Below are 23,068 nucleotides of genomic sequence, written 5' to 3'. Positions count from 1 at the left end.
TCTTAAAAGCATGAGTGAAATGCTGAAGGTGGCCGTGCTCGGTGCCAGGGGACGAATGGGAACGGCTGCCGTTGCGGCCATCGAAGGGGCCCCCGACATGGAGCTGGTGGCAGCGCTGGGCCGCTCCGACCCGCTGGACACCCTGGTGGAAAAGGGCGCCCAGGTGGTGGTGGACCTGACCGTCCCCACGTCCACCGAAGCCAACGTCCGCTTTGCCGTGGAGCACGGAATCCACGCCGTGGTGGGCACCACCGGCTGGGATGCCGCCCGCCTCGCCTCGCTGGAGAAGCTGCTGGCGGGCCGCCCGGAGACAGGTGTGCTGATCGCCCCAAACTTTGCCCTGGGCTCCGTGCTGGCCACCCGTTTTGCCCAGCAGGCCGCCCGCTACTTTGACTCCGTCGAGATCATTGAACTCCACCATCCGCGCAAGGTGGACGCCCCGTCCGGCACCGCGCTGCGCACGGCACAGCTCGTGGCCAAGGCCCGGGCCGACGCAGGCGTGCCCGCCGCCCCCGATGCCACCGAAACGACCCTGGTGGGCGCCCGTGGGGCCCGTGTGTCCGGCATCCCGGTACACAGCGTCCGGCTCGCCGGCCTAGTGGCGCACCAGGAGGTCCTGCTGGGCAGTGAGGGAGAGCAGCTCACCATTAGGCACGACTCCTTCAACCACGACTCCTTCATGCCGGGCGTGCTGCTGGGTGTGCGTACCGTGTCGAACCGCCCCGGCCTGACCGTGGGCCTCGACGGCTACCTTGACCTTGAAGGCTGAGCGCATGGCCAGGGTGAAGGTGTCCAAAACGAAGATCTGGGTTGCCTTGATCTGCCTGCTGCTCGTGTTTTACCTGCTGGTCATGCTCCAGCGTTCCTTCACGCTGATGTTTGTGTCACCGGAATGGCAGGCCAAGGCCATGGGGGCTGCGTACTTTGTGATCCCGTTTGTGGCGGCCTGGGCCCTCATCAGCGAGGTCCTTTTTGGTGCCCGCACCGAAAAGCTCGCGAACATTCTCGAAGCCGAGGGCGGCCTGCCGGAGGACAACCTTCCGCGCACGCCCGGCGGCCGGATCATCCGTGCCGCCGCCGACGCCGAATTTGAAAAGTACAAGGTGGAGGCCGAGACCGCGCCGGACGACTGGCGCTCCTGGTTCCGGCTGTCCTGCGCCTACGATGCCGCCGGAGACAGGAAGCGCGCCCGCAAGGCCATGCGTGACGCTGTCGGCATGTACCGCGCACACTGACCGGCACATCTGTGTTGCACTTATTGGACGCGGAAGGCGTTTTCTCGTCAATTTTGGGCCAACAACTGCAACATAGAACTCGAAGAGTGGGATGAAGCCATGGTGAGCAGCACACACAACCCGGCCGACGGCGTCGAACTTTCCTACGATGCCGTGGGCGACGGCGAACCCATCCTCCTGCTTCACGGCAGCGCGCTCAGCCGGGCCATCTGGCGTGGTTTTGGCTACACCAAGGCGCTGCGCGAAAACCACCGCGTCATCTCCATGGACCTGCGCGGGCACGGCCGCTCCGGAAAGCCGCACGTGCAGGACGCCTACGCCATGGACGTGCTGGTGGCCGACGCCCTCGCCGTCCTGGACGCGTCCGGCGCCCCACAGGCACATTTTGGCGGCTACTCGGTGGGCTCGCGCATTGGCTACGCGCTGGCCGTGGCCGCCCCGGAGCGCCTGCTCTCGCTGACCACGCTGGCCGGCACCTTCCGCATCCAGCCCGGCAGCGTGGGCAAGCTGTTCTTCGACGGGTACGACGCGGCCCTGGGTGAGGACGGGATGCCCGGCTTTGTCGAGGGCTGGGAGCGGCGCATCGGCGCGCCCCTGGACTCGCAGACCAAGACGGCGTTCCTGGCCAACGACGCAGCGGCACTGCGGGCCTACTTCCGCCAAACGGAAGCCGAGCCCGCCATCGACGAGGCCGACGTTGCCGCGATCACGCTGCCGGCCTTGCTGCTGGCCGGCACGGCGGACCGGGAACGTCTGGAGGATTCACGCCGCGCAGCCGAACTCATGCCCAACGCGCGCGTGGTGGAACTGCCCGGGCGCAACCACGGCACAACACTTGTGCCCGCGCAGCCGATCCTGGACGAGTGGCTGCCGTTCCTGCAGGGCCTCTAACGTCCCGGCGTCCTAACCAGAGTCCCGTGCCGCCGTCCACGAAGTGGCGCCCGTTGAACGAAACAGACCGAAAGCAGGTAACGTTTTATCCATGTCTGACTCTGATATTGCGACCCTCCCCTTCGGAACTTTGGTGCCCGCCATGGTCACCCCCTTCACCGCCGACGGGGCTGTGGACTACAAGCAGGCAGCCGACCTCGCCAACAAGCTGGTCGACGGCGGCTGCGACGGCATCCTGGTCACCGGCACCACGGGCGAAACCTCCACCCTTACGGACGAGGAAAACCTGGGCATGTTCCAGGCCGTCCTGGACGCCGTGGGGGACCGGGCCCGCGTCATCGCCGGCACCGGCACCAATGACACCCGCCACTCCATCAGCCTGTCCCGGCGCGCCGCAGCCCTGGGCGTCCACGGCCTGCTGATTGTGACCCCGTACTACAACAAGCCCAGCCAGGCCGGCATCCAGGCCCACTTTGAGGCCATCGCCGACTCCACCGAACTGCCGGTCATGGTCTACGACATCCCGGGCCGGGCCGGCGTGGCGATCGCCACCGAGACCATCATCAAGCTCGCCGACCACCCGCGCATCATCGCGCTCAAGGACGCAAAAGCCGATTTCTCCGCCACCACCCGTGTGCTGGCCAACACCGACCTCGACGTGTACTCGGGCGACGACGGACTGACGCTGCCGCTGATGGCCGCGGGCGCCGTCGGGCTGGTCAGTGTGAGCGCCCATGTGGCACCGCGGCAGTTCCGTGCGTTGATTGACGCTGCAGCGGCCGGCGACTTCGCCACGGCACGGCGCATCCACTTTGAGCTGGACCCGATCATTCGGGCCGCCATGGGCCATGTCCAGGGCGCAGTGGCCGTCAAGCAAATTCTCAGGTGGCAGGGCATCCTGTCCAACTCGGTGGTGCGGCTTCCCCTCGTGGAGCCGGGCGACGCCGAGATCGCCATGATCAGGGCTGACCTTGCGGAAGCTGGAATGGAATTGTAGCCATGACCCAAATGACCGAGCCCGGATTGCTCACCCCGCCACCGCTGGAGGCGGACACGCTGCGGATTGTTCCGCTGGGCGGCATTGGCGAGATCGGCCGGAACATGACCGTCTTTGAAATCGACGGGAAGCTGCTCATTGTGGATTGCGGCGTCCTCTTCCCGGAGGAGGACCAGCCCGGCGTGGACCTGATCCTGCCGGACTTTTCCTACATTGAGGATCGTCTCGAGGACGTGGTGGGCGTGGTTCTCACGCACGGCCACGAGGATCACATCGGCGCTGTGCCGTACCTGCTGCGCCTCCGCAACGACATCCCGCTCATAGGTTCGCAGCTGACGCTGGCCTTCGTCGAGGCCAAGCTCACCGAACACCGCATCAAGCCGTGGACGCTGACGGTCAAGGAGGGGCAGCTCGAGCAGTTGGGCCCGTTCCAGTGCGAATTTGTGGCCGTCAACCACTCCATCCCGGACGCCCTGGCCGTGTTCATCCGCACCGCCGGCGGCACCGTGCTGCACACTGGGGACTTCAAGATGGACCAGCTGCCGCTGGACGGGCGCCGCACCGACCTGCGGCACTTTGCCCGCCTGGGCGAGGAAGGCGTGGACCTGTTCCTGGTGGACTCCACCAACGCCGACGTCCCAGGCTTCACCACCAGCGAAGCCGAGATCGGGCCCACACTGGAAGCGCTGTTTGGCAAGGCCGACAAACGCATCATCGTGGCCAGCTTCTCCTCCCACGTCCACCGCGTCCAGCAGGTGCTCAACGCCGCCGTGCTCCATGACCGCAAGGTCGCCTTCGTGGGCCGCTCCATGGTGCGCAACATGGCCATCGCCGCGAAGCTGGGCTACCTCGACGTGCCGGCCAACGTGCTGGTGGATGCGAAAAACGTGGACAGCCTGCCGGACAACAAGGTGGTCCTCATGTCCACCGGGTCACAGGGCGAGCCGATGGCGGCGCTGTCCCGCATGGCCAACGGGGACCACAAGATCTCGGTGGGCCCGGGCGACACCGTCATCCTGGCCTCCTCGCTCATCCCCGGCAACGAAAACGCCGTCTACCGCATTATCAATGGACTGCTCAAGCTCGGCGCGGACGTCATCCACAAGGGCACCGCCAAGGTCCACGTCTCCGGCCACGCCGCAGCCGGCGAACTGCTGTACTGCTACAACATCCTGCAGCCCAAGAACGTGATGCCGGTGCACGGGGAGACCCGCCACCTCATTGCCAACGGCAAGATCGCCCAGTCCGCCGGCGTCCCGGCGTCGAACGTGCTGTTGACAAGCGACGGCGCGGTGATCGACCTCGCCGCCGGGCAGGCCCGCATCACCGGCCAGGTCGAGTGCGGCTTCGTGTATGTGGACGGCCACAGCGTGGGCGAGATTACCGATGAGGACTTGAAGGACAGGCGAATTCTCGGGGACGAGGGCTTTATTTCCATCATTACCGTGGTGAACCGCTCCACGGGAAAGATCGTTTCCGGGCCGGACATCCACGCCCGCGGCGTTGCCGAGGACGACTCCGTCTTCGACGAGATCAAGCCCAAAATCGCGGCGGCATTGGAGGAAGCGGTCACGGCCAGCACCGACCACACCGTCCACCAGCTCCAACAGGTGGTGCGCCGCGTGATCGGCACCTGGGTCAACCGCAAGCTGCGCCGCCGCCCCATGATCATCCCGGTGGTCCTGGAGGCCTGACCCGAATGTAGGCGAGATCGTAAACTTGCCGGTCAACTGCCCTGAATGAGTAAAGTCTCCTGTACATTACGGCCCTTTCGCTGGTACCTTGAATGTCAAGGAACATTTACAATCAGGGGGATTTGTGCGGACTTGGCTGGTTTTTATTGGGGCATCTGTTGTCGTTTGGCTGTCGGTGTTGAGTTTGGCACAGGCGCTGCCAAGGGAACTGTCCCATGTGTCAGCGATTGTTAACGCCGGATTCGTCGCGGCGGGGTGCGTCGGCTCCATCCTGGTAAGAAGGCATTTGGCTAGGAAAAACCGCACGGATGATCCTGACAGCGTTGAACCCGGGCTTGCCCAACAGGCAAGGGCCGATGCCTTTGGTGTTGGGTTGGTGATCCTTGCGTTGTTTGGGCTGTACATGTTTCTCACCCTCCAGTTTGCCAACGGAGTGATCGTCTACGGGCTGATGGGCCTGAGCGCGGTTGCATTTTGGATTCGTTATTCGTTCCTGCGCAGCAGGGTCAGCTAGGGTCGTGCGCAACGAGGTGCCGCGGCTGCTTCGAGAGCGCGGCTACTCTCAGAAGGACTTGGCCAAATTGTCGGGGTCCCACGGTAAACCATCATCTCGATTGAAAAGGGCCGCTACGCTCCCAGATTGATGCTGGCATTTAAGCTGGCGCGGCACTTTGGGACAACCATCGACGGAATCTTTTCCCCTGGCCAGGGGAGGGTCGACGCTGGCCCGCCTCGCGCGCCACAGCCCCCTTCCGGAATGGAAATCCGCGGAAAATCACGGCAATGCGGGTACCTTTAGGGGTATGGCGACTCGTTCTTCCCCCGCTCGCGCGTCCGCCGGCAAGCAAGGCGGCGCTTCCGCGCGCCCTGCGAAGACCGCCAAAATGCCGAGCACGCGCAGCAAGCAATCCGTTCCAGAACCCACGCAGCAGCTCATCTGGCCGCTGCGCCTTGCCGTCGGCATCTGGCAGGGCCTGGGCCACCTCATTGGCGGCGCCATCCGCCGCATGGGCACCGACGTCAGCGGCATTCCCGCCGAGGACCGGCGCGACGGGAGCGGCCTGTTCTTCATCCTGCTCGCCGCCGTCATCGCCACCTTTGAGTGGTGGGGGCTGACCGGCGGCGCTGCCGACGCCGTGCACGGGGTCTTCGAGGGCACCTTTGGCTGGTTTGCGGCCATGTTGCCGCCCATGCTGTTGATCTTTGCCATTCTGGTTTTCCGCCAGCCCGGCAACGTCCGCGCCAACAACCGGGTGGCCATCGGCTTTTCCCTGTTGGTCGTGGCCGGTTGCGCGCTGGCCCACGTGGCCGGAGGCCTGCCCAATGCGTCGGACGACTTCGCTGGCGTCAGCGCGGCCGGAGGAATGGTCGGCCTGATCGCCGGGGGCCTGGTGGCCGCGGCGAGTCCGGTGCTGGCCATTGCCGTGTTCTCGATTCTGGCGTTCTTCAGCCTCCTGATCCTGACGGCAACGCCCATCCGCCACATCCCCGACCGGCTGCGCGGCGTCTACGAGCAGCTCATCGGCCCTGCCCCGCAGCATGAACTGGACACGAACGGGCACGACCAAAGCTACCTGTTTGACCGCGACGGGCTCCCGGCCAAGCCGAAAAAGCCGCGCGCCCTGCGCGGGCGCAGGAAGGACACCGACGAGGCCCCGGCCCCCGGTCACGACTCCGACGGCGCCTTCGACACCCCGCTCCTTGAGGCGGACGACGACGAAACGTTCCCCGCGCCGTCGGCCGCGCCTTCCCTGCCGCCGCTGCCGCCCGGCGTCCGCCGGCCCACGCGCGACGAACTGGCGGCCGACAAAATCCGGGCAAGCCAGGGCCTGCCCACCTCCTCCGGCGCATATGACGCCACTGAGGTGGACTCGGCCGAAGGCGGCCGCGGACCGGAAGCGGTCACCGAGGCCATTGGGATTGTGGCAGCAAACGCCGCCGCCCAGGGCTACAACGCGTCGGCCGCGCGCGCCATCCCGGCACCCCCCAGCACCGTGCCCGCACCGATTCCCGCGCGGTCGGAGCAGCTGCAGCTTTCCGGGGACGTCACCTACACCCTGCCGGAATCGGACTTCCTGCCTGCCGGCCCGCCGGCGAAGGACGCCACAGATGCCAACGACGCAGTGGTGGCTGCGCTGACCGACACCTTGAACCAATTCAACGTGGACGCGGCCGTGACCGGCTTCAGTCGCGGCCCCACCGTCACACGCTATGAGATTGAGCTGGCGTCCGGCACCAAGGTGGAGCGCGTCACGGCCCTGAGCAAGAACATCTCCTACGCCGTGGCGTCCTCGGATGTGCGCATCCTCAGCCCGATCCCGGGGAAGAGCGCCATCGGCATTGAGATCCCGAATGCGGACAAGGAAATAGTGGTCCTCGGCGACGTCCTGCGCTCGGCCAACGCGCGGCGCACCGACCATCCCATGGTCATGGGCGTCGGCAAGGACGTCGAGGGCGGCTTCGTCGTGGCCAACCTGGCCAAGATGCCGCACCTGCTGGTGGCCGGTGCCACCGGCGCCGGAAAGTCCTCCTTCGTCAACTCCATGATTGTTTCAATCCTGATGCGCTCCACGCCCGACGAGGTCCGCATGGTCATGGTCGACCCCAAACGTGTGGAACTGACCGCCTATGAGGGCGTGCCGCACCTGATCACTCCCATCATCACGAACCCGAAGAAGGCCGCCGAGGCGCTGCAGTGGGTGGTCCGTGAAATGGACCAGCGCTACGACGACCTGGCCAACTACGGCTTCAAGCACATTGACGAGTTCAACAAGGCGGTCAAGGCCGGCAAGGTCCACCCCCCGGTGGACTCCAAGCGCATCATCCGCCCGTACCCGTACCTTTTGGTGATCGTGGACGAGCTCGCGGACCTGATGATGGTGGCCCCGCGCGATGTGGAGGATTCCATTGTGCGCATCACGCAGTTGGCCCGTGCAGCCGGCATCCACCTGGTGCTGGCCACCCAGCGTCCGTCCGTGGACGTGGTGACCGGCCTGATCAAGGCCAACGTGCCGTCCCGCATGGCGTTCGCCACGTCCTCCGTGACCGATTCCCGCGTGGTCCTGGACCAGCCGGGCGCCGAAAAGCTGTTGGGCCAAGGCGACGCCCTGTTCCTGCCGATGGGCAAGTCCAAGCCGATCCGTGTCCAGGGCGCCTGGGTCACCGAGGCCGAGATCAAGCGGGTCGTGGACCATGTCAAGGGCCAGCTGACCGTCCACTACCGCGACGACGTGGCCGTCGAGGCACCCAAGAAGCAGATCGAAGATGACATCGGCGACGACCTGGAGTTGCTGCTGCAGGCCACCGAGCTGGTCGTCACCACGCAGTTCGGCTCCACCTCCATGCTTCAGCGCAAGCTGCGTGTCGGCTTCGCCAAGGCCGGGCGCTTGATGGACCTGCTGGAATCGCGCGGCGTGGTGGGCCCCTCTGAGGGTTCCAAGGCACGAGATGTCCTCGTCAAGCCTGACGACCTTGCCGCCACCCTGGCCGCCATCCGTGGCGGGGGAGCAGGCGAGGGGCCTGCCCAGGGGGGATCCGACGTCGGGCCTTCCGAAGGGCCTTCAGGCGGCGGGCCGGCCTCCCCGGCAGGGGACCCCATGGCAGCCGCCCTGGCGGAGAACGCCAACGCCAACCACGGCTGGGGCACCGATCTGGTGGCCGAGGACCTGGCCAACCGCACCGAGGCCGTTGACTACAACGACGGCGATGACGAGGACGGCGGCGAGGACGCATGGTCGCTGACCGGACGATAGGCTCAGCTAACCCGCCCGGACCGAATGACGATAGCCTTGCACCGTGACTGAAACCGCCAACGCCACGCCCTCGAACTGGAACCTCCCCAATGCGCTGACCATGCTGCGCATTGTGCTGGTGCCGGTCTTCATCTGGTTTTTCCTGACTGACGGCGGCGCCTACGGCTGGTGGCGCTGGGCCGCGGTGCTCCTGTTCCTCGTGGCCATCTATACGGACAAGCTCGACGGCGACATCGCCCGGGCGCGCGGGCTCATCACGAGCTTTGGCAAGATCGCGGACCCGATCGCCGACAAGCTGCTGATCGGCTCCGCCCTGGTCATGCTCTCCGCGGCGGGGGAGCTGTGGTGGTGGGTCACCATCGTGATGCTGGTGCGTGAGGTCGGCATCACCGTGCTGCGCTTTGTGGTGATCCGTTACGGCGTCATGGCCGCCTCCAAGGGTGGCAAGCTCAAGACCGTGCTGCAGACCGTGGCCATCTTTGTCTACCTTCTGCCCGTCACGCCCGCCAACCCGTGGCTCTCCGTTGTGGCGCTTTTGGTGATGCTCGCGGCGCTGGCAGTCACCGTCGTCACCGGCGCCGACTACATCATCAAGGCCGTGCAGCTGCGTAACGCCGGCCGCGGAATCAAGGGGGCATGACCGTGGCTGTTCCCGGAATGGACCTTGCGTCGCTCGTGGCCGACGCGACGGCTGCGGGCCTGACTGTCGCGACGGCGGAATCCTTGACGGCGGGCCTGTTGGCCGCAACCCTGGTAGAGGTCCCCGGTGCGTCCGGGATGCTCAACGGAGGCGTCATCGCCTACCAAAACGAGGTGAAGGTCCGGGCCTTGGGCGTCTCCGCCGAGCTGCTTGCCGAACGCGGCGCCGTCGATGCGCAGGTGGCCTGTGCCATGGCCCTGGGCGCCTGCCACGTGGTCGGGGCCAGGGTGGGGCTTTCCACCACCGGTGTAGCCGGTCCGGAACCCCACCAGGGCAAGGCCGTGGGGCATGTGTTCATCGGCGTAGCCATTGACGGGGAAGTCCAAGCCTACGAATACCATTTCGGCGGGGACCGCACCATGATCCGCCAGCAGGCCGTCGACGAGGCCCTGGCACTGCTCCAACAGGTGGTGGCGGCGGCCCGGGAACAAAAGTTGTAACCGGATAGTTAGTCATATTGAACGCATTGGGCGGTGATCGCCCTTAGGATAAGATCACCAACTGGGCGTATCCTTTTCGGACCAGCCGAAAAGGATGAAAGAAAAATGCGAGGAGTAAGGCGATACCGATGGTGAAACAACCCGTATCCGTAAACGGCGTGGTGCGCTGGCGGGATGTGGGTTTGGCGGACGAGGCAAAACATCAGCAGAAGGAGCGCAAAATGGTGGTATTACGCCACGAAATTGGAGACGTTCTGCGGGATGTTCGCCAGCGTCAAGGCCGCACACTCCGCGAAGTCTCACACAACGCACGCGTCTCACTGGGCTATCTGAGTGAAGTTGAGCGCGGACAGAAGGAAGCTTCCTCCGAACTGCTTGGCTCGATTTGTTCCGCACTTGACGTGCCCTTGTCGCTGATGCTTCGTGAAGTCAGCGATCGTTTGGCCATTGCCGAAGGCGTGGCCGTCCCGGACACCGTTCCCCAGGAGTTCGCAGCGCGCTATGGCCGCGACCTGAACGAGGAACTCTCCGACGAACTGCGCAAGGGGCTTATGTCCAGCGCCTACTAGGTGTAAGCCACACCAAGCAAGGCACTTGCCGTACCGGCTGACACCGGAACCGGCCCTCAATCCCTGACAGCCAACATGGTGTGTGGCTGCGTTGGTTGAAACAGCTTGTTAGTGTAAAGCGGCCCCCGCCCCGGCGGGGGCCGCTGCTTTGGCGTCAGTATTTAGATCCCGTTCCTTCGCGGCGGCCGGTTTGGGTGGAAGCTGCTGTCAGCGGGCGCCGTCTTCGTTAAGCCTGCCGATCAAGGTGGCGAGCGTGGACAGGTCCTTGGTGTCCCAATGCGCCAACAGGTTGTGGAAGGCCTGCTGGCGGCCGTCGTGGACCTCACGCATCTTGGCCAGGCCCTTGGGCGTGAGCTCGATCAGCTGGGCCCGGCCGTCACTCGGGTCCGCCTCTTTTTGCACCAGGCCGACGCCTTCCAGGAAACTGATCTGGCGGCTCACCGACGGCTTTCCAACGCCAATGCTCCTGGCCAGCTCCGTAAGCCGCATGCCGCCCTGGTGCAGGAGCACGGAAAGCAGCCCGTAGGCGGCAGGCTCCAGGTCCGGGTGGACGCTGCGAGAGAGTGTGTGGCTGGCTACGCGGGCCCGCCGCCACATCAGGCTGAGCTCGACCTCCAGCGCTTCGATGGCTGCCTTGGTCTCATTCGAAAGCGGCGGCGTGCCATCGCCTTGGGGTGATGCTCCAGTGGTCATGGCTCCAGTCTATTGGGGCGCGCCGGGCGGTGCGGGGCGTGCGATAATTACAGGGTGCGAGTAAGCGAGTTTTGGCGATTGATGGACGACGAGTTCACCCCCGGGTATTCCCGCGTGTTGGCCAGGGAGCTGCACCTGACCGGGGTGGGCGGCAAGACGGCGCTTGACGCGCTTCAGGCCGGCTTTGACCCGCGCGAGGTCTGGCTGCAGGTGTGCCAGATGCAGGACGTGCCGGAATCCCGGCGCCTGGGGCGGGACGTCCCGGTGAAGAAATAACCGCATCAGCCAGGCGACACGCCGCGACAAAGTTCGAATACCTATTCGAACAGACCTATTATGGTGTTGGATGTTGCGGCGGGGAAAGAAAGTTCTCCACATTTTTCCCGCAGCGCCGGACCCGGAGCGACAATGTCAGAGGCTTGGACTAGCGTTTTAAGTAATGGAAAACAACCGGGTTGCTCCGCACGATGCAACTAAACCACCACCCGCCCCCGGCGCAGACAGCGTTGCCGGACGGGGCCGAAGAATCGGCACTGAAGAAAGACCGAGGTGAACCATGGCCGCTCCCGCAGACCGTGAAAAGTCGCTGGCCGCAGCACTGGCCCAAATTGACAAGCAGTTCGGCAAGGGCTCGGTAATGCGCCTGGGCGACGACGTCCGGGCACCCATTGAAGTTATCCCCACCGGTTCGATCGCCCTGGATGTGGCCTTGGGCATAGGCGGCCTGCCTCGCGGCCGTGTCGTGGAGATCTACGGTCCTGAGTCGTCAGGTAAGACCACGCTCGCCCTGCACGCCGTGGCCAGTGCCCAGAAGCTCGGCGGCATCGCGGCGTTCATTGACGCCGAGCATGCGCTGGACCCGGACTATGCCGGGAAACTCGGCGTCGACGTCGATGCGCTGCTGGTGTCCCAGCCGGACACCGGCGAGCAGGCGTTGGAGATCATGGACATGCTGATTGGTTCGGGTTCCCTGGACGTCATTGTCATTGACTCCGTGGCGGCATTGGTGCCGCGTGCGGAAATTGAGGGCGACATGGGTGACAGCCATGTCGGCCTGCAGGCCCGCCTCATGAGTCAGGCGCTGCGCAAGATCACAGGCAGGCTGAGCCAGACCAAGACAACGGCGATCTTCATCAATCAGCTGCGTGAAAAGATTGGCGTGTTCTTCGGCAGCCCGGAGACCACCACAGGTGGTAAGGCGCTGAAGTTCTACGCCTCCATTCGCATCGACGTGCGACGCATCCAAACCTTGAAGGAAGGCGCGGACGCGGTCGGAAACCGCACCAAGGCCAAGGTCGTCAAGAACAAGATGGCCCCGCCCTTTAAGATAGCTGAGTTTGACATCATCTATGGTGTGGGCATTTCGCGTGAAGGCGGAATCATCGACATGGGTGTGGAACATGGCCTGATCAAGAAGTCCGGCTCCTGGTACACCTATGACGGGGACCAGCTTGGGCAGGGCATGGAAAATTCCAGGCGTTTCCTCAAGGACAACCCGGAACTGGCCGAAGAGCTGGAGCGCCTGATCAAGGAAAAGCTGGGCGTTGGCGTCATCGTGGAAGCTGAAGAGGAAAGCGCACCCAAGCTGAAGGCCGTTGACGGCTTCTAAGCGGCAGCAATCACCATGAAGAAGCCCGCCCCGGAACTGGAACCCGACGCCAACCCCGCGTCGGTGGCCAGGTCCATCGTCCTGCGGCAGTTGACCAACTCGCCCAAGAGCCGGCACCAGCTGGCGCAAAAATTGGCCGAGCGCAATGTGCCGGCCGACGTCGCCGAATCCGTGCTGGACCGCTTTGTTGAGATCGAGCTCATTGACGACGCCGAATTTGCGCAGCTCTGGGTTCGCAGCCGGGCACAAAACCGATCACTGGCGAGGGGCGCCCTAAAACGCGAACTCGCCGAGAAGGGCATTGCCCCGGAACTGGCCGAGGAGGCCCTGGCCCAAATCAGCGATGAGGATGAACGGGACAGCGCAGCTGAGCTGGTGCGGCGCAAGTTGCGGGGCTCCATGAACTTGGCCGACAGGGCTGAACGGGACAAGTACACCCGCCGTTGGGTGGCCATGCTGGCCCGCAAGGGCTATAACCCTTCGGCCGCTTTTGCCGTGGTGGGCAGCCTCATCGATGAACAACTTGAAAGCGAAACACCGCAGTAATAACCACCGAATGCGCCATTCCGTTGGTTATGCTGGCCTCTTATGAGTAGTTTTTTGCGTCGTGCCCTGAATACCCTGGCTGCCACTGTTGCCGCCGGGTTCTTGGTGGTTTCCGGCGTTGGCCTGGGGCCCGCGGCCGCAGATGACGGCCCGCCCAGCGGCTACCCCACTTGGGGGGACGTCCAAAGCGCCAAGGGCAATGCAGCGGCCACCCAGGCCGAAGTGGTCAAAATCAACGGCCTGCTGGACAGCTTGTCGGCCGAGTCCGACGCCCTGGGCACGGCCGCCGTTCAGGCAGGCGCCTCCTATGCCACGACCAAAGGCCAGCTGGACGTGGTCGCCGGCCAGGTTGGTGTCCTACAGGCCCAGACCAGCCGGGCCGAAAAGGAAGCCAGCACCTACCAAAAGGATGTTGCGGCAGCCGCCGTCCAAAGCTACAAGTCCGGCGGCGCCAACCTGGGCATCTTCAACACCCTGACGGCGCTAGATTCCACCAGCGCGCTGCAGGGGCTGGACATGCTTGCACAGGTGGGCGAACAGGCTGCCGGCCGGCAGGTACGCGCGAAGGATGCACAGGCCGTGGCGGCCGCACTGGCCAAGTCCCGGCAGGCGGCGGAAGCCGAGCAAGCCACACTGACTGCCGCTTCCAAGGCTGCCCTGGAGGCAGCCGTAGCCGCCCAGCAGGCGGTGGCCAACCAGCTCGCGGCCAGGAAAAAACAAAGCACCACCCTGACGGCGCAGCTTGCCTCGCTGAACAACACCACCGCAGCCGTCGAGCAAAAGTACCGACAGGGCCAGGAAGCCCTGGCCGCCTATGAGGCAGCCCAGGAAGCGAAGCGGAAGGCCGCCGAAGCGGAAGCGGCTCGCCAGGCTGCGGCTGCCGCGGCGGCAGCATCGGCCGCAGCCCAACAACAGGCAATCCAGGCGCCAGCCGCAGCGCCGGCCCCGGCCACCGCCGATCCCGGGAACGGCTTCATACCGGTCGCGGTGCTCCTGCCCAACATCCCCGGCGGCGCAGTGAACAACCCCGGTGGTGCGCAGGCCTATGCGTCGTCCAGGCTCGGAGCCTACGGCTGGCCGCAAAGCCAGTTCCAGTGCCTTGTCCAGTTGTGGACGCAGGAATCTGACTGGCTGACCAATGCCACCAACCAGAGCAGCGGCGCCTACGGAATCGCCCAGGCCCTGCCGCCAGGAAAATATTCGGATACGGGATCCGACTGGCTCACCAATTACCGCACGCAGATTGACTGGGGCCTGGGCTACATCAACAACCGTTACGGTTCGCCGTGTGGCGCGTGGTCCCACGAAGTCTCACAGAACTGGTACTAATCCCCACGCCCTCCCCATGTCGGCTCGCGGGCGAGCCACCACAGGGCCCCTCGGGCGCGTGGGCCCAGCCACGCCCTCCCCAAGTCGGCTCGCGGGCGAGCCACCACAGGGCCCCTCGGGCGCGTGGGCCCAGCCACGCCCTCCCCATGTCGGCTCGCGGGCCAGCCACCACAGGGCCCCTCGGGCGCGTGGGCCCAGCCGGCCGGCTAAAATCGCGAGGGCGGTTTTACCCGGAACCTGGCAAGCACCGGCGTCAACCGGGGCGCAGAGGAGTACAACGTTTCCCTATCCTGAACCCATAGTGTGCGAGCCGGCTGTTTAGCCGGATGGCCTGCCAGGACTTAAGCTGGAGAAGTGAGCCTGACCCTTAATGGCGTTGATTCTTCCGCCTCCACCACTTCCAGCCGGCCCCGCACCTACCAGGTGCGCACCTACGGCTGCCAAATGAACGTCCATGACTCCGAACGCATGGCAGGGCTGCTGGAAACTGCAGGCATGGTGCCCTTCGACGATGCCGGTGCCACGGGAGAGCTTGACGGACACGGCCAGCCCGTGGGTCCCAGCGCCGACGTCGTGGTCTTCAACACCTGCGCGGTCCGCGAAAACGCGGACAACAAGCTGTACGGCAACCTGGGCATGCTGGCCCACATCAAGGAAAGCAACCCGGGCATGCAGATTGCGGTGGGCGGCTGCCTGGCGCAAAAGGACCGCGCCACGATCCAAAAGCGCGCACCCTGGGTGGACGTGGTGTTTGGCACGCACAACGTGGGCGCCCTGCCCGTGCTGCTGGAGCGCGCCCGCCACAACGCCGACGCCCAGATGGAGATCCTGGAATCCCTGGACGTGTTCCCTTCGACGCTGCCTACCCGCCGCGACGCCGTCTACTCCGGCTGGGTCAGTATTTCGGTGGGCTGCAACAACACCTGCACCTTCTGCATTGTGCCGTCGCTGCGCGGCAAGGAACGAGACCGCCGCCCCGGCGAGATCCTGGCCGAGATCCAGGCACTGGTCGACGACGGCGCCATCGAAGTGACGCTGCTGGGACAAAACGTCAACTCCTACGGCGTGGAGTTTGGCGACCGCCTTGCGTTTGGCAAACTGCTGCGGGCCTGCGGGCAGATCGAGGGTCTGGAGCGGGTCCGCTTCACCAGCCCGCACCCGGCCGCTTTCACTGACGACGTCATTGCCGCCATGGCCGAGACCCCCAATGTCATGCCGCAGCTTCACATGCCGCTGCAATCGGGCTCGGACAAGGTCCTCAAGGACATGCGCCGCTCCTACCGCTCCGCGAAGTTCCTGGGCATCCTGGACAAGGTCCGCGAACAAATGCCGCACGCCGCCATTTCCACGGACATCATTGTCGGCTTCCCCGGCGAATCCGAGGAGGACTTCCAGGCCACGCTCGACGTCGTTGAAAAGTCCCGCTTTGCCACCGCCTTCACCTTCCAGTACTCCAAGCGCCCCGGCACCCCGGCCGCCGACCTTCCAGACCAGCTTCCGAAAGAAGTGGTGCAGGAACGCTTCCTGCGCCTGACCGCCCTGCAGGACAGGATTGCCGCCGAGGAAAACGCCAGGCAGGTGGGCCGCACGGTGGAGGTCATGGTCACGGCACAGTCAGGCCGCAAGGCCGCCGAGACCCACCGGCTCTCTGGCCGCTCCCAGGACCAGCGGCTGGTCCACTTCAGCGTTCCGGGGGGCTCGGAAACACCACGCCCCGGTGACCTCGTCACAGTTGTCATCACGGAAGCGGCGTCCTTCCATCTGGTGGCCGATCCGGCGACGGCTGCCGACTTCCGCCTGCGCCGCTCACGGGCCGGCGACGCCTGGGACAGGTCCCAGGCCGAGTCCTGCGGCGTACCGGCGGTTCCGGCCGCAGGCGGTGCCAGGGCCTCAGTGAGCCTGGGCATGCCGTCGCTGCCCGTCCGCACCGCGTGAGCTCAGCGGACGCAGGCCTGACCGCCACGGGGCCGGCAGCGGCACTGCCCGTTGTCGCCGTCGTCGGGCCGACGGGCTCCGGCAAGTCGGAGCTGGCCCTGCAGCTGGCTGAGCGCTTCGGCGGGGAGGCCGTCAACTCCGACTCCATGCAGTTCTACCGCGGCATGGACATCGGCACGGCGAAGCTTCCCGTGGCCGAACGCCGCGGCATTCGGCACCACCTGATGGACTTTTTGACCGTCCGCGAGGACACCACCGCAGCCCAGTTCCAGGCCATGGCCCGGGCTGCCATTGCAGACATCCGGTCCCGCGGGAAGCTGCCCATTCTGGTCGGTGGCTCGGGGCTGTATGTGCGGGCAGCCCTGGACGTGCTGGAATTCCCCGGAACCGACGCCAGCATCCGGGGCCGTCTGGAAGCGGAGCTCGACGACGGCGGGCTGGCACCGCTGGTGGCGCGCCTGGCGCTGGTGGACCCGATCTCGGCAGCCCGCGTCAGCGACGCCAAGCGCGTGATCCGCGCACTGGAAGTCCACGAGCTGACGGGCCGGCCGTTCAGCTCCTTCATGCCGGAACGCAACTACGTCCAGCCCACGGTGCAAATTGGGCTCAACGGCGACCGCGGAGGGCTCCACGAACGCCTTGCTGCCAGGGTGCACGGGATGGTGGCCTCGGGCCTGCAGGATGAAGTGGAGCGGCTCATTGCACAGGGGCTGCGTGAGGGCCGCACTGCCCGGAAGGCGCTTGGCTACCAGCAGTTCCTGCGCGTCATCGACGGTGACTCCACCATTTCAGCGGCGACCGAGCAAACCATCACGGCCACGCGCCAGTTCGCCCGGCGCCAACTCACCTGGTTTCGCGCCGACCCGCGCGTGCGGTGGCTGGACTGGTCGCAACGCGACCTGGTCGCAGCGGCGGCGGAGCTGGTGGGCCGGGTGCACGGTGGGCCGGACGCCTGAGGCGGTGTCCGGCGTCGGACATCATCTGCCCTAGGCTTGTTTCATGACTGAGACGCCTGCCCCCTTGACCGGACTTCGCTTTTCCAAGGGCCACGGCACCGGCAATGACTTTGTGCTGGTGGCGGACCCCGACGGCGAACGAGACATCGCCCCGGAACAGGTGGCGCAGCTGTGCGACCGCCACCGCGGCATTGGCGGCGACGGGCTGATCCGCGCCGTCCGCTCCGTGCACCTGCCCGAAGGTGCGGCGCTGCTGGAGCAGAACCCGGGGGCAGAATGGTTCATGGACTACCGCAACGGCGACGGCTCACTGTCGGAGATGTGCGGCAACGGCGTGCGCGTCTTTGTGCACTTCCTCATTGATCAGGGCCTGGCCGCGCTGGCGGAGGGGGAGGCGCTGACCATCGGCACCCGCGGCGGCGTCAAGGTGGTGGCGCGCACGGAGAACGGCTACCGCGTGGACATGGGCCCTTGGGAGTTCATCTTCCCGGCGCAGGCGCAGGAACGGGGCATGGATTCACTCGTGGACGCTGCCGGCCTGGACGTGGCCCGCCCGGCACTGTCGGTGAGCATGGGAAATCCGCACACCGTGGTGGCGCTGGCCGACCTCGCCGAGCTGGACGGCACGGTCCTTACGGTGGCCCCGTCCGTCACGCCGATCCCGCCGTACGGCACCAATGTGGAGTTTGCCGTGCCCGCCGAACCCCTTGTGACGGACGACGTCGGCAACATCACCATGCGCGTCCACGAACGTGGCGTGGGGGAGACCCTCTCCTGCGGCACGGGGGCTTGTGCAGCCGCCGCTGCCACGCGCTTTTGGGCCGGGAGCGACGCCCCGGACCTGTGGGCCGTTGCCGTGCCCGGAGGAACGGTCGGCGTGCGCTTTTTTCCCGGCCCGGACGGGCGCGAGCACGTTGAGCTCAGCGGGCCGGCCGCGATCGTGGCCGAGGGCGTGCTCGCGTAGTCCCCACTTGCCGGCCCGACAAATCGCTGCCGCGATTTCTCGGGAACCTGGCAAGCGTGGGCCCAGCACTCACGGGCTGTGGGCCCAAACTTCGGGTCAATGTCAATCGACGGCGCGATTTTTCGGGAACCTGGCAAGCGAGGGTGCCGACACTTGTGGGCCCAAACTTCGGATCAATGTCAATGTCAATCGCCGGCGCGATCCTGCGGCCGGGATACCTTCAGGACCCGAAACGCCTTGTGTGTGGAGTCGCGGGAGACCGTAAAACCGGCATCAGGGAAGCGCCCGGCCAGCTCCGTCGCCAGCCAGCGCTGCAGGGAATCCGAGCCCAGGTTTTTTTGTACAACCAGGTAGGCGGTGCCGCCGTCGGCCAGCCTGGGCAGCCACATCAGCAGGATTGAATGCAATTCCTCCTTGCCCACGCGGATGGGCGGGTTCGACCAGATGGTGTCGAAGCGCAGGGCGGGGTCCACGGCAACGGGCGTGGATGCATGGACGTTGCTCAGGCCCAGGGCCCTGGCGTTGTCGTTGGTCAGGTCAATGGAGCGTTCGTTGACATCCACGGCATAAACGGTGGCGGCGGGGGAACGCAGGGCCAGGGACAGTGCGATCGGGCCCCAGCCGCAACCCACGTCCAGCAGGTTTCCTGCAGTTGCCGGCGGCGGAGCTTCGTTCAGCAGGACAGTCGTGCCCTTGTCCACTCCGTCCGGGCTGAAGATTCCGCCGGCGGTTTGGAGCCTGCGTTCGGCGCCGGCTAAAAACACGGTGAGCGGACGCCGTTTCAGCGGCGTTGACGGCTGTGAACTGAAATAATGATCTGCACCCTGAGTACCCATAGTCCTGCCAGATTAGTGGGAATCGCGCGTAAGCGGTATTTGAGCACGCCCCGGGCCCTCCTCACGCCGTCGTGGCCGGCTTGCGGCAGCTTGTCCACACGGCGGTGCCGGCAAAGGTGTGCCTGTCGGCGCCCGGGACTAAGATTGGTATAACCGCCACTAAGGAGAACATGTCCAACCCATCTGCACCCCACGGTCCCGCCGACCACCACGATCCCCGCGGCAAATCCGCTGCAGGGCCCGCCGGGGATGGCAGTTCGGACCTCTCGGTCGCCGAGATCGAAGCCGTGATTGACCGCATTCTGGCCAAGGACGCCGCTGCCGGCCGGGCGGTCCGTGAGGAAGCAAGGGTCGACGCCGATGACCCCCAGTCCGCGGCGGGCACGACCCACCCCATTGTCGGCCGGGCGCAGGCGCTCTCCCAACTGAACTTCCAGCACAGCAGCTTTGACGGCGACCAGTCGGAACTGGCCGAACGCCATGCCCTGCGCCGCACCGCCGGGCTCTCCACCGAACTCGAAGATGTCACCGAGGTTGAATACCGCCAGCTGCGCCTGGAACGCGTTGTCCTGGCCGGTTTGTGGAGCGAAGGGACGATGGCCGACGCTGAAAATTCCCTGCGCGAACTTGCCGCCCTGGCCGAGACTGCCGGCTCGGAAGTCCTTGACGGGCTCGTGCAGCGCCGGGCGAAGCCGGACCCGGCCACGTACCTCGGTACGGGCAAGGCGCAGGAACTCAAGGACATTGTGCACGCCACCGGGGCCGACACGGTGATCATCGACGGCGACCTTGCCCCGTCCCAGCGGCGCACACTTGAAGAGGTTGTCAAGGTCAAGGTCATCGACAGGACCGCCCTGATCCTGGACATCTTTGCCCAACACGCCCAGTCCCGTGAGGGCCGGGCCCAGGTGGAGCTGGCGCAGATGGAATACCTGCTCCCGCGCCTGCGCGGCTGGGGTGAATCCATGTCCCGCCAGGCGGGTGGCCGAGTTGGCGCGGCCGGCGGCGGCATCGGCTCCCGCGGCCCCGGTGAAACCAAGATGGAACTGGATCGGCGGAAAATCCGCACCCGCATGGCCAAGCTACGCCGTGAAATTGCCGCCATGAAGCCCGCCAGGGAGACCAAACGGGCCAACCGCAAGCGCAACTCCGTGCCCTCCGTCGCCATCGCCGGCTACACGAACGCCGGCAAGTCCTCGCTGCTGAACCGGCTCACCGACGCCGGTGTGCTCGTGGAAAACGCCTTGTTCGCCACCCTGGACCCCACGGTGAGGAAGACGGAAACGGCCGACGGCCTGGGCTACACCCTCGTGGACACCGTCGGCTTCGTCCGCTCCCTTCCCACGCAGCTGGTGGAAGCGTTCCGCTCCACCTTGGAAGAGGTGGCCGACGCCGACCTCATCCTGCACATTGTGGACGCCTCCCACCCGGACCCGGAAGGACAGATTGCGGCCGTCCGGACGGTGTTTGCCGAGGTAGGCGCCCTGAAGATTCCCGAAATCATCATCCTGAACAAGGCCGACATCGCCGATCCCTTCGTGGTGGAACGCCTGCGTCAGCGAGAGGGGCGCACGGTGCTGGTCTCCGCACGCACCGGCCAGGGGATTGACGAGCTGCTGGCCGCCATCAGCGAGGCCATTCCGCGGCCCAGCGTTGCACTGACACTGCTCATTCCCTACGACCGCGGCGACGTGCTGAACCGCCTCCACCGCAGCGACGCCGAGATCGTCAGCGTGGAACACGGTGAACACGGCACCGTGGCCAGGGTCCGGGTCCGCGAAGACCTGGCCAACGAGGTCGAGCCTTTTGTCCAGCATGGGTGAGGCGGCGGCCACCGCGGAAGTTGACGAACACGCTGATGACACTGGCGCCCTGACGGCGCAGGCCCTGGAATTGTTGGATAGCGCCGTCGCAGCCATGGGCGGGCAGCGCCGCGAGGGCCAGCATGAAATGGTGCGGCGCGTGGTTGCCTCCATTGAAAGCGGGGACCACCTGCTGGTGCAGGCGGGCACAGGCACCGGCAAGTCGCTGGCATATCTGATTCCCTTGATCGTGCATTCACTGACCAGCGACAAGCCGTCCGTGGTGGCCACGGCCACGCTTGCCCTGCAGGCCCAGATTGTGGGCCGGGACGTGCCCCGGCTGCTGGCCGCGTTGGAGCCGCTGCTGCCGCGGCCCATCGATGTCGCGCTGGTCAAGGGACGCAGCAACTATGTGTGCAAGCACAAGCTTGGCGGCGGGTTCCCGTCCGAGGACTCCTCCGAAGGTGCCCTGTTCAACCTGGGTGAGGACTCCAGTGTGGTGCACCTGCCCGGTGCCAAGGCGGGCCCCTCCTCGCCTCTGGGCCGTGAGGTGGTGCGGCTGCGGGAATGGGCCGAGGAAACCCAGACGGGCGACCGAGACGAACTCCTGCCCGGTGTCACCGACAAGGCCTGGCGACAGGTGTCCGTCACGTCCATGGAGTGCCTGGGCGCGCAAAAATGCCCGTTGGCGGAGGTTTGCTTTTCCGAACTGGCACGCGCCAAGGGCGGGGAGGCTGACATTGTCGTAACCAACCACGCCATGCTCGCGATCAGTGCCTTTGAGGGCATCGCCGTGCTGCCCGACTACGACATCGTGGTGGTGGACGAGGCCCACGAACTTCAGGACCGGGTCACCGGCGCCGTGACTGGACAGCTGTCCGTGCAGATGGTCCAGGCTGCCGCCTCGAGCACACGCAAGCACACCGGCGTGTCCGTGGATGCCCTCCACGCAGCCGCGACGGCTCTTGACATGGCATTCGCAGGCACGGCTTCCGGGCTGCTGCCCAACGGGCTCAACGAGGAACATACCGCCGCCGTTGCACAGTTGCGCGACGCAACGCGGGTTGCGTTGTCCGACTCCAAGCCCGACGGCGGCGCGGCGGCCGACGGTGGCAGATCCATCGCCAGGTCCCGGCTGAACCTGATCTTTGACCTGTGTGAACGGCTGCTGACCGCATGGGACGCGCGGGAGGTGGTGTGGGCCTCGCGCACCGGCACGTTTGCGCCGGGAAAGGGCTATCAGAAGGCGGACGAGAGCGAGCCGCCCGTGATCAACATCGCCCCGCTCAGCGTGGCAGGCAAACTCCGGGAGGGTCTCTTTGCCGACCATACCGTGGTGCTCACCTCCGCCACCCTCGCCATTGGGGAGTCCTTCCAGGCCACGGCCGGCGGCCTGGGCCTGCTGGGTGCCAACGCCCCCGCCTGGACCGGAGCCGACGTCGGCTCCCCGTTCGACTACCCCAAGCAGGGCATGCTGTACGTAGCATCGCACCTGGCCAAGCCCGGTTTCGGCAATTCCCCCGAACAGCTGGCAGAGCTCGAAGCCCTCATCACTGCCGCCGGCGGCGGCACCCTGGCCCTGTTCTCTTCGCGGAGGGCGGCCGAGGATGCTGCGGAAAAGCTGCGCAAAAAGCTTCAGGTCAAGATCCTGTGCCAGGGCGACTCTTCCATGGCCGGTCTGATCAAGGAGTTCTCGGACGAGCCGGACACCTGCTTGTTCGGCACCATGTCACTGTGGCAGGGGGTTGATGTCCAGGGGGCCTCGTGCCGGCTGGTGGTCATTGACAGGATCCCGTTCCCGCGGCCGGACGATCCCCTCGTGACGGCGCGCGCCCGTGCCGTGGCCCAAAGCGGCGGTGACGGCTTCATCGCCATCTCGGCCACCCATGCCGCCATCCGGCTGGCGCAGGGCGTGGGCCGGCTGATCCGCTCCAGCAGCGACCGCGGTGTGGTGGCAGTCCTGGACTCGCGGTTGGCCAACGCCAGCTACGGAGGATTCCTGCGCGCCGCACTGCCCCCGTTCTGGTCCACCAAGGACCGCGCCGTGGCCCTGTCGGCGCTCCAGAGGCTGTCCGGGAAGTAACTGAGCCGCAAAATGCGCCCCGCCGAACGGCGGGGCG

The 23,068-nt window shown here is 65.9% G+C and carries 21 protein-coding genes; 19 read left to right on the top strand and 2 right to left on the bottom strand.

Annotated elements, in window-relative coordinates; genetic code table 11:
* Window positions 1-10 precede the first annotated feature (10 nt).
* The 10 genes from dapB to CVV68_RS17500 all read left to right on the top strand — a co-directional run bounded on the left by dapB (window position 11) and on the right by CVV68_RS17500 (window position 10,278).
* Window positions 11-769 (top strand): 4-hydroxy-tetrahydrodipicolinate reductase, encoded by a 759-nt coding sequence (gene dapB, locus CVV68_RS17550; RefSeq protein WP_110502297.1) that lies wholly within the window; start codon window positions 11-13, stop codon window positions 767-769.
* Between the two features lie 4 nt (window positions 770-773).
* Window positions 774-1,235 carry a hypothetical protein gene (locus tag CVV68_RS17545; RefSeq protein WP_110502296.1) on the top strand — a complete coding sequence of 154 codons (462 nt, stop codon included), beginning with the start codon at window positions 774-776 and terminating at the stop codon, window positions 1,233-1,235.
* A 99-nt stretch (window positions 1,236-1,334) separates the two neighbouring features.
* On the top strand, window positions 1,335-2,126 hold the full coding sequence (locus CVV68_RS17540; RefSeq protein ID WP_110502295.1) for an alpha/beta fold hydrolase: 792 nt from the start codon (window positions 1,335-1,337) through the stop codon (window positions 2,124-2,126).
* 91 nt (window positions 2,127-2,217) lie between these two features.
* Window positions 2,218-3,123, top strand: coding sequence for a 4-hydroxy-tetrahydrodipicolinate synthase (dapA, locus tag CVV68_RS17535; RefSeq protein ID WP_110502294.1), 906 nt, complete (start codon window positions 2,218-2,220; stop codon window positions 3,121-3,123).
* A 2-nt stretch (window positions 3,124-3,125) separates the two neighbouring features.
* The gene (locus tag CVV68_RS17530; protein WP_110502293.1) at window positions 3,126-4,817 is read left to right on the top strand and encodes a ribonuclease J; all 1,692 of its coding nucleotides are present in this window, start codon (window positions 3,126-3,128) and stop codon (window positions 4,815-4,817) included.
* 88 nt (window positions 4,818-4,905) lie between these two features.
* A complete protein-coding gene (locus tag CVV68_RS17525; RefSeq protein WP_146238948.1) occupies window positions 4,906-5,331 on the top strand; it encodes a hypothetical protein in 426 nt (141 codons plus the stop codon).
* A 289-nt stretch (window positions 5,332-5,620) separates the two neighbouring features.
* Window positions 5,621-8,569, top strand: a complete 2,949-nt coding sequence (locus CVV68_RS17515; RefSeq protein WP_110502291.1) for an FtsK/SpoIIIE family DNA translocase — start codon at window positions 5,621-5,623, stop codon at window positions 8,567-8,569.
* 43 nt (window positions 8,570-8,612) lie between these two features.
* On the top strand, window positions 8,613-9,209 hold the full coding sequence (gene pgsA / locus CVV68_RS17510; protein ID WP_110502290.1) for a CDP-diacylglycerol--glycerol-3-phosphate 3-phosphatidyltransferase: 597 nt from the start codon (window positions 8,613-8,615) through the stop codon (window positions 9,207-9,209).
* A 2-nt stretch (window positions 9,210-9,211) separates the two neighbouring features.
* Window positions 9,212-9,709, top strand: coding sequence for a CinA family protein (locus tag CVV68_RS17505; protein ID WP_438502654.1), 498 nt, complete (start codon window positions 9,212-9,214; stop codon window positions 9,707-9,709).
* 128 nt (window positions 9,710-9,837) lie between these two features.
* Window positions 9,838-10,278 carry a helix-turn-helix domain-containing protein gene (locus CVV68_RS17500; protein ID WP_110502288.1) on the top strand — a complete coding sequence of 147 codons (441 nt, stop codon included), beginning with the start codon at window positions 9,838-9,840 and terminating at the stop codon, window positions 10,276-10,278.
* A gap of 207 nt (window positions 10,279-10,485) precedes the next feature.
* Here CVV68_RS17500 and CVV68_RS17495 read toward each other — a convergent pair whose 3' ends face one another.
* Window positions 10,486-10,971, bottom strand: coding sequence for a MarR family winged helix-turn-helix transcriptional regulator (locus CVV68_RS17495; protein ID WP_110502287.1), 486 nt, complete (start codon window positions 10,969-10,971; stop codon window positions 10,486-10,488).
* A gap of 54 nt (window positions 10,972-11,025) precedes the next feature.
* Between CVV68_RS17495 and CVV68_RS17490 the strand changes: the two genes are divergently transcribed.
* The 7 genes from CVV68_RS17490 to dapF all read left to right on the top strand — a co-directional run bounded on the left by CVV68_RS17490 (window position 11,026) and on the right by dapF (window position 18,310).
* Entirely contained in the window at window positions 11,026-11,247 is a 222-nt protein-coding gene (locus tag CVV68_RS17490; protein ID WP_110502305.1) for a DUF3046 domain-containing protein, read from the top strand.
* Window positions 11,248-11,527: 280 nt separating this feature from the next.
* Window positions 11,528-12,580, top strand: a complete 1,053-nt coding sequence (recA, locus tag CVV68_RS17485) for a recombinase RecA (RefSeq protein WP_110502286.1) — start codon at window positions 11,528-11,530, stop codon at window positions 12,578-12,580.
* Between the two features lie 15 nt (window positions 12,581-12,595).
* Window positions 12,596-13,126 carry a regulatory protein RecX gene (locus CVV68_RS17480; RefSeq protein ID WP_110502285.1) on the top strand — a complete coding sequence of 177 codons (531 nt, stop codon included), beginning with the start codon at window positions 12,596-12,598 and terminating at the stop codon, window positions 13,124-13,126.
* 42 nt (window positions 13,127-13,168) lie between these two features.
* Window positions 13,169-14,455, top strand: coding sequence for a coiled-coil domain-containing protein (locus CVV68_RS17475; protein ID WP_110502284.1), 1,287 nt, complete (start codon window positions 13,169-13,171; stop codon window positions 14,453-14,455).
* A gap of 444 nt (window positions 14,456-14,899) precedes the next feature.
* On the top strand, window positions 14,900-16,390 hold the full coding sequence (gene miaB / locus CVV68_RS17470; RefSeq protein WP_438502655.1) for a tRNA (N6-isopentenyl adenosine(37)-C2)-methylthiotransferase MiaB: 1,491 nt from the start codon (window positions 14,900-14,902) through the stop codon (window positions 16,388-16,390).
* Window positions 16,387-17,346: a tRNA (adenosine(37)-N6)-dimethylallyltransferase MiaA gene (gene miaA / locus CVV68_RS17465; protein WP_245933618.1), complete on the top strand. Its 960-nt coding sequence runs from the start codon at window positions 16,387-16,389 to the stop codon at window positions 17,344-17,346. Before miaB ends, miaA begins: the two co-directional genes overlap by 4 nt.
* 43 nt (window positions 17,347-17,389) lie before the next feature.
* Complete coding sequence (dapF, locus tag CVV68_RS17460; RefSeq protein WP_110502282.1) at window positions 17,390-18,310, top strand: diaminopimelate epimerase; 921 nt, start codon at window positions 17,390-17,392, stop codon at window positions 18,308-18,310.
* 185 nt (window positions 18,311-18,495) lie between these two features.
* Here dapF and CVV68_RS17455 read toward each other — a convergent pair whose 3' ends face one another.
* A complete protein-coding gene (locus CVV68_RS17455; protein WP_110502281.1) occupies window positions 18,496-19,146 on the bottom strand; it encodes a class I SAM-dependent methyltransferase in 651 nt (216 codons plus the stop codon).
* Between the two features lie 170 nt (window positions 19,147-19,316).
* On the opposite strand from CVV68_RS17455, the gene hflX reads away from it, so the two are divergent.
* Together hflX and CVV68_RS17445 are read left to right on the top strand one after the other, a co-directional pair.
* On the top strand, window positions 19,317-20,969 hold the full coding sequence (gene hflX, locus CVV68_RS17450) for a GTPase HflX (RefSeq protein ID WP_110502280.1): 1,653 nt from the start codon (window positions 19,317-19,319) through the stop codon (window positions 20,967-20,969).
* Window positions 20,962-23,031, top strand: coding sequence for an ATP-dependent DNA helicase (locus tag CVV68_RS17445; protein WP_110502279.1), 2,070 nt, complete (start codon window positions 20,962-20,964; stop codon window positions 23,029-23,031). Before hflX ends, CVV68_RS17445 begins: the two co-directional genes overlap by 8 nt.
* Window positions 23,032-23,068: the final 37 nt, after the last annotated feature.

This window comes from Arthrobacter livingstonensis, from assembly GCF_003219815.1.
Taxonomy (GTDB): Bacteria; Actinomycetota; Actinomycetes; order Actinomycetales; family Micrococcaceae; genus Specibacter; species Specibacter livingstonensis.
Note: the sequence above shows the minus strand (reverse complement) of the source record. Positions and strands in the feature narration are given on the sequence as shown.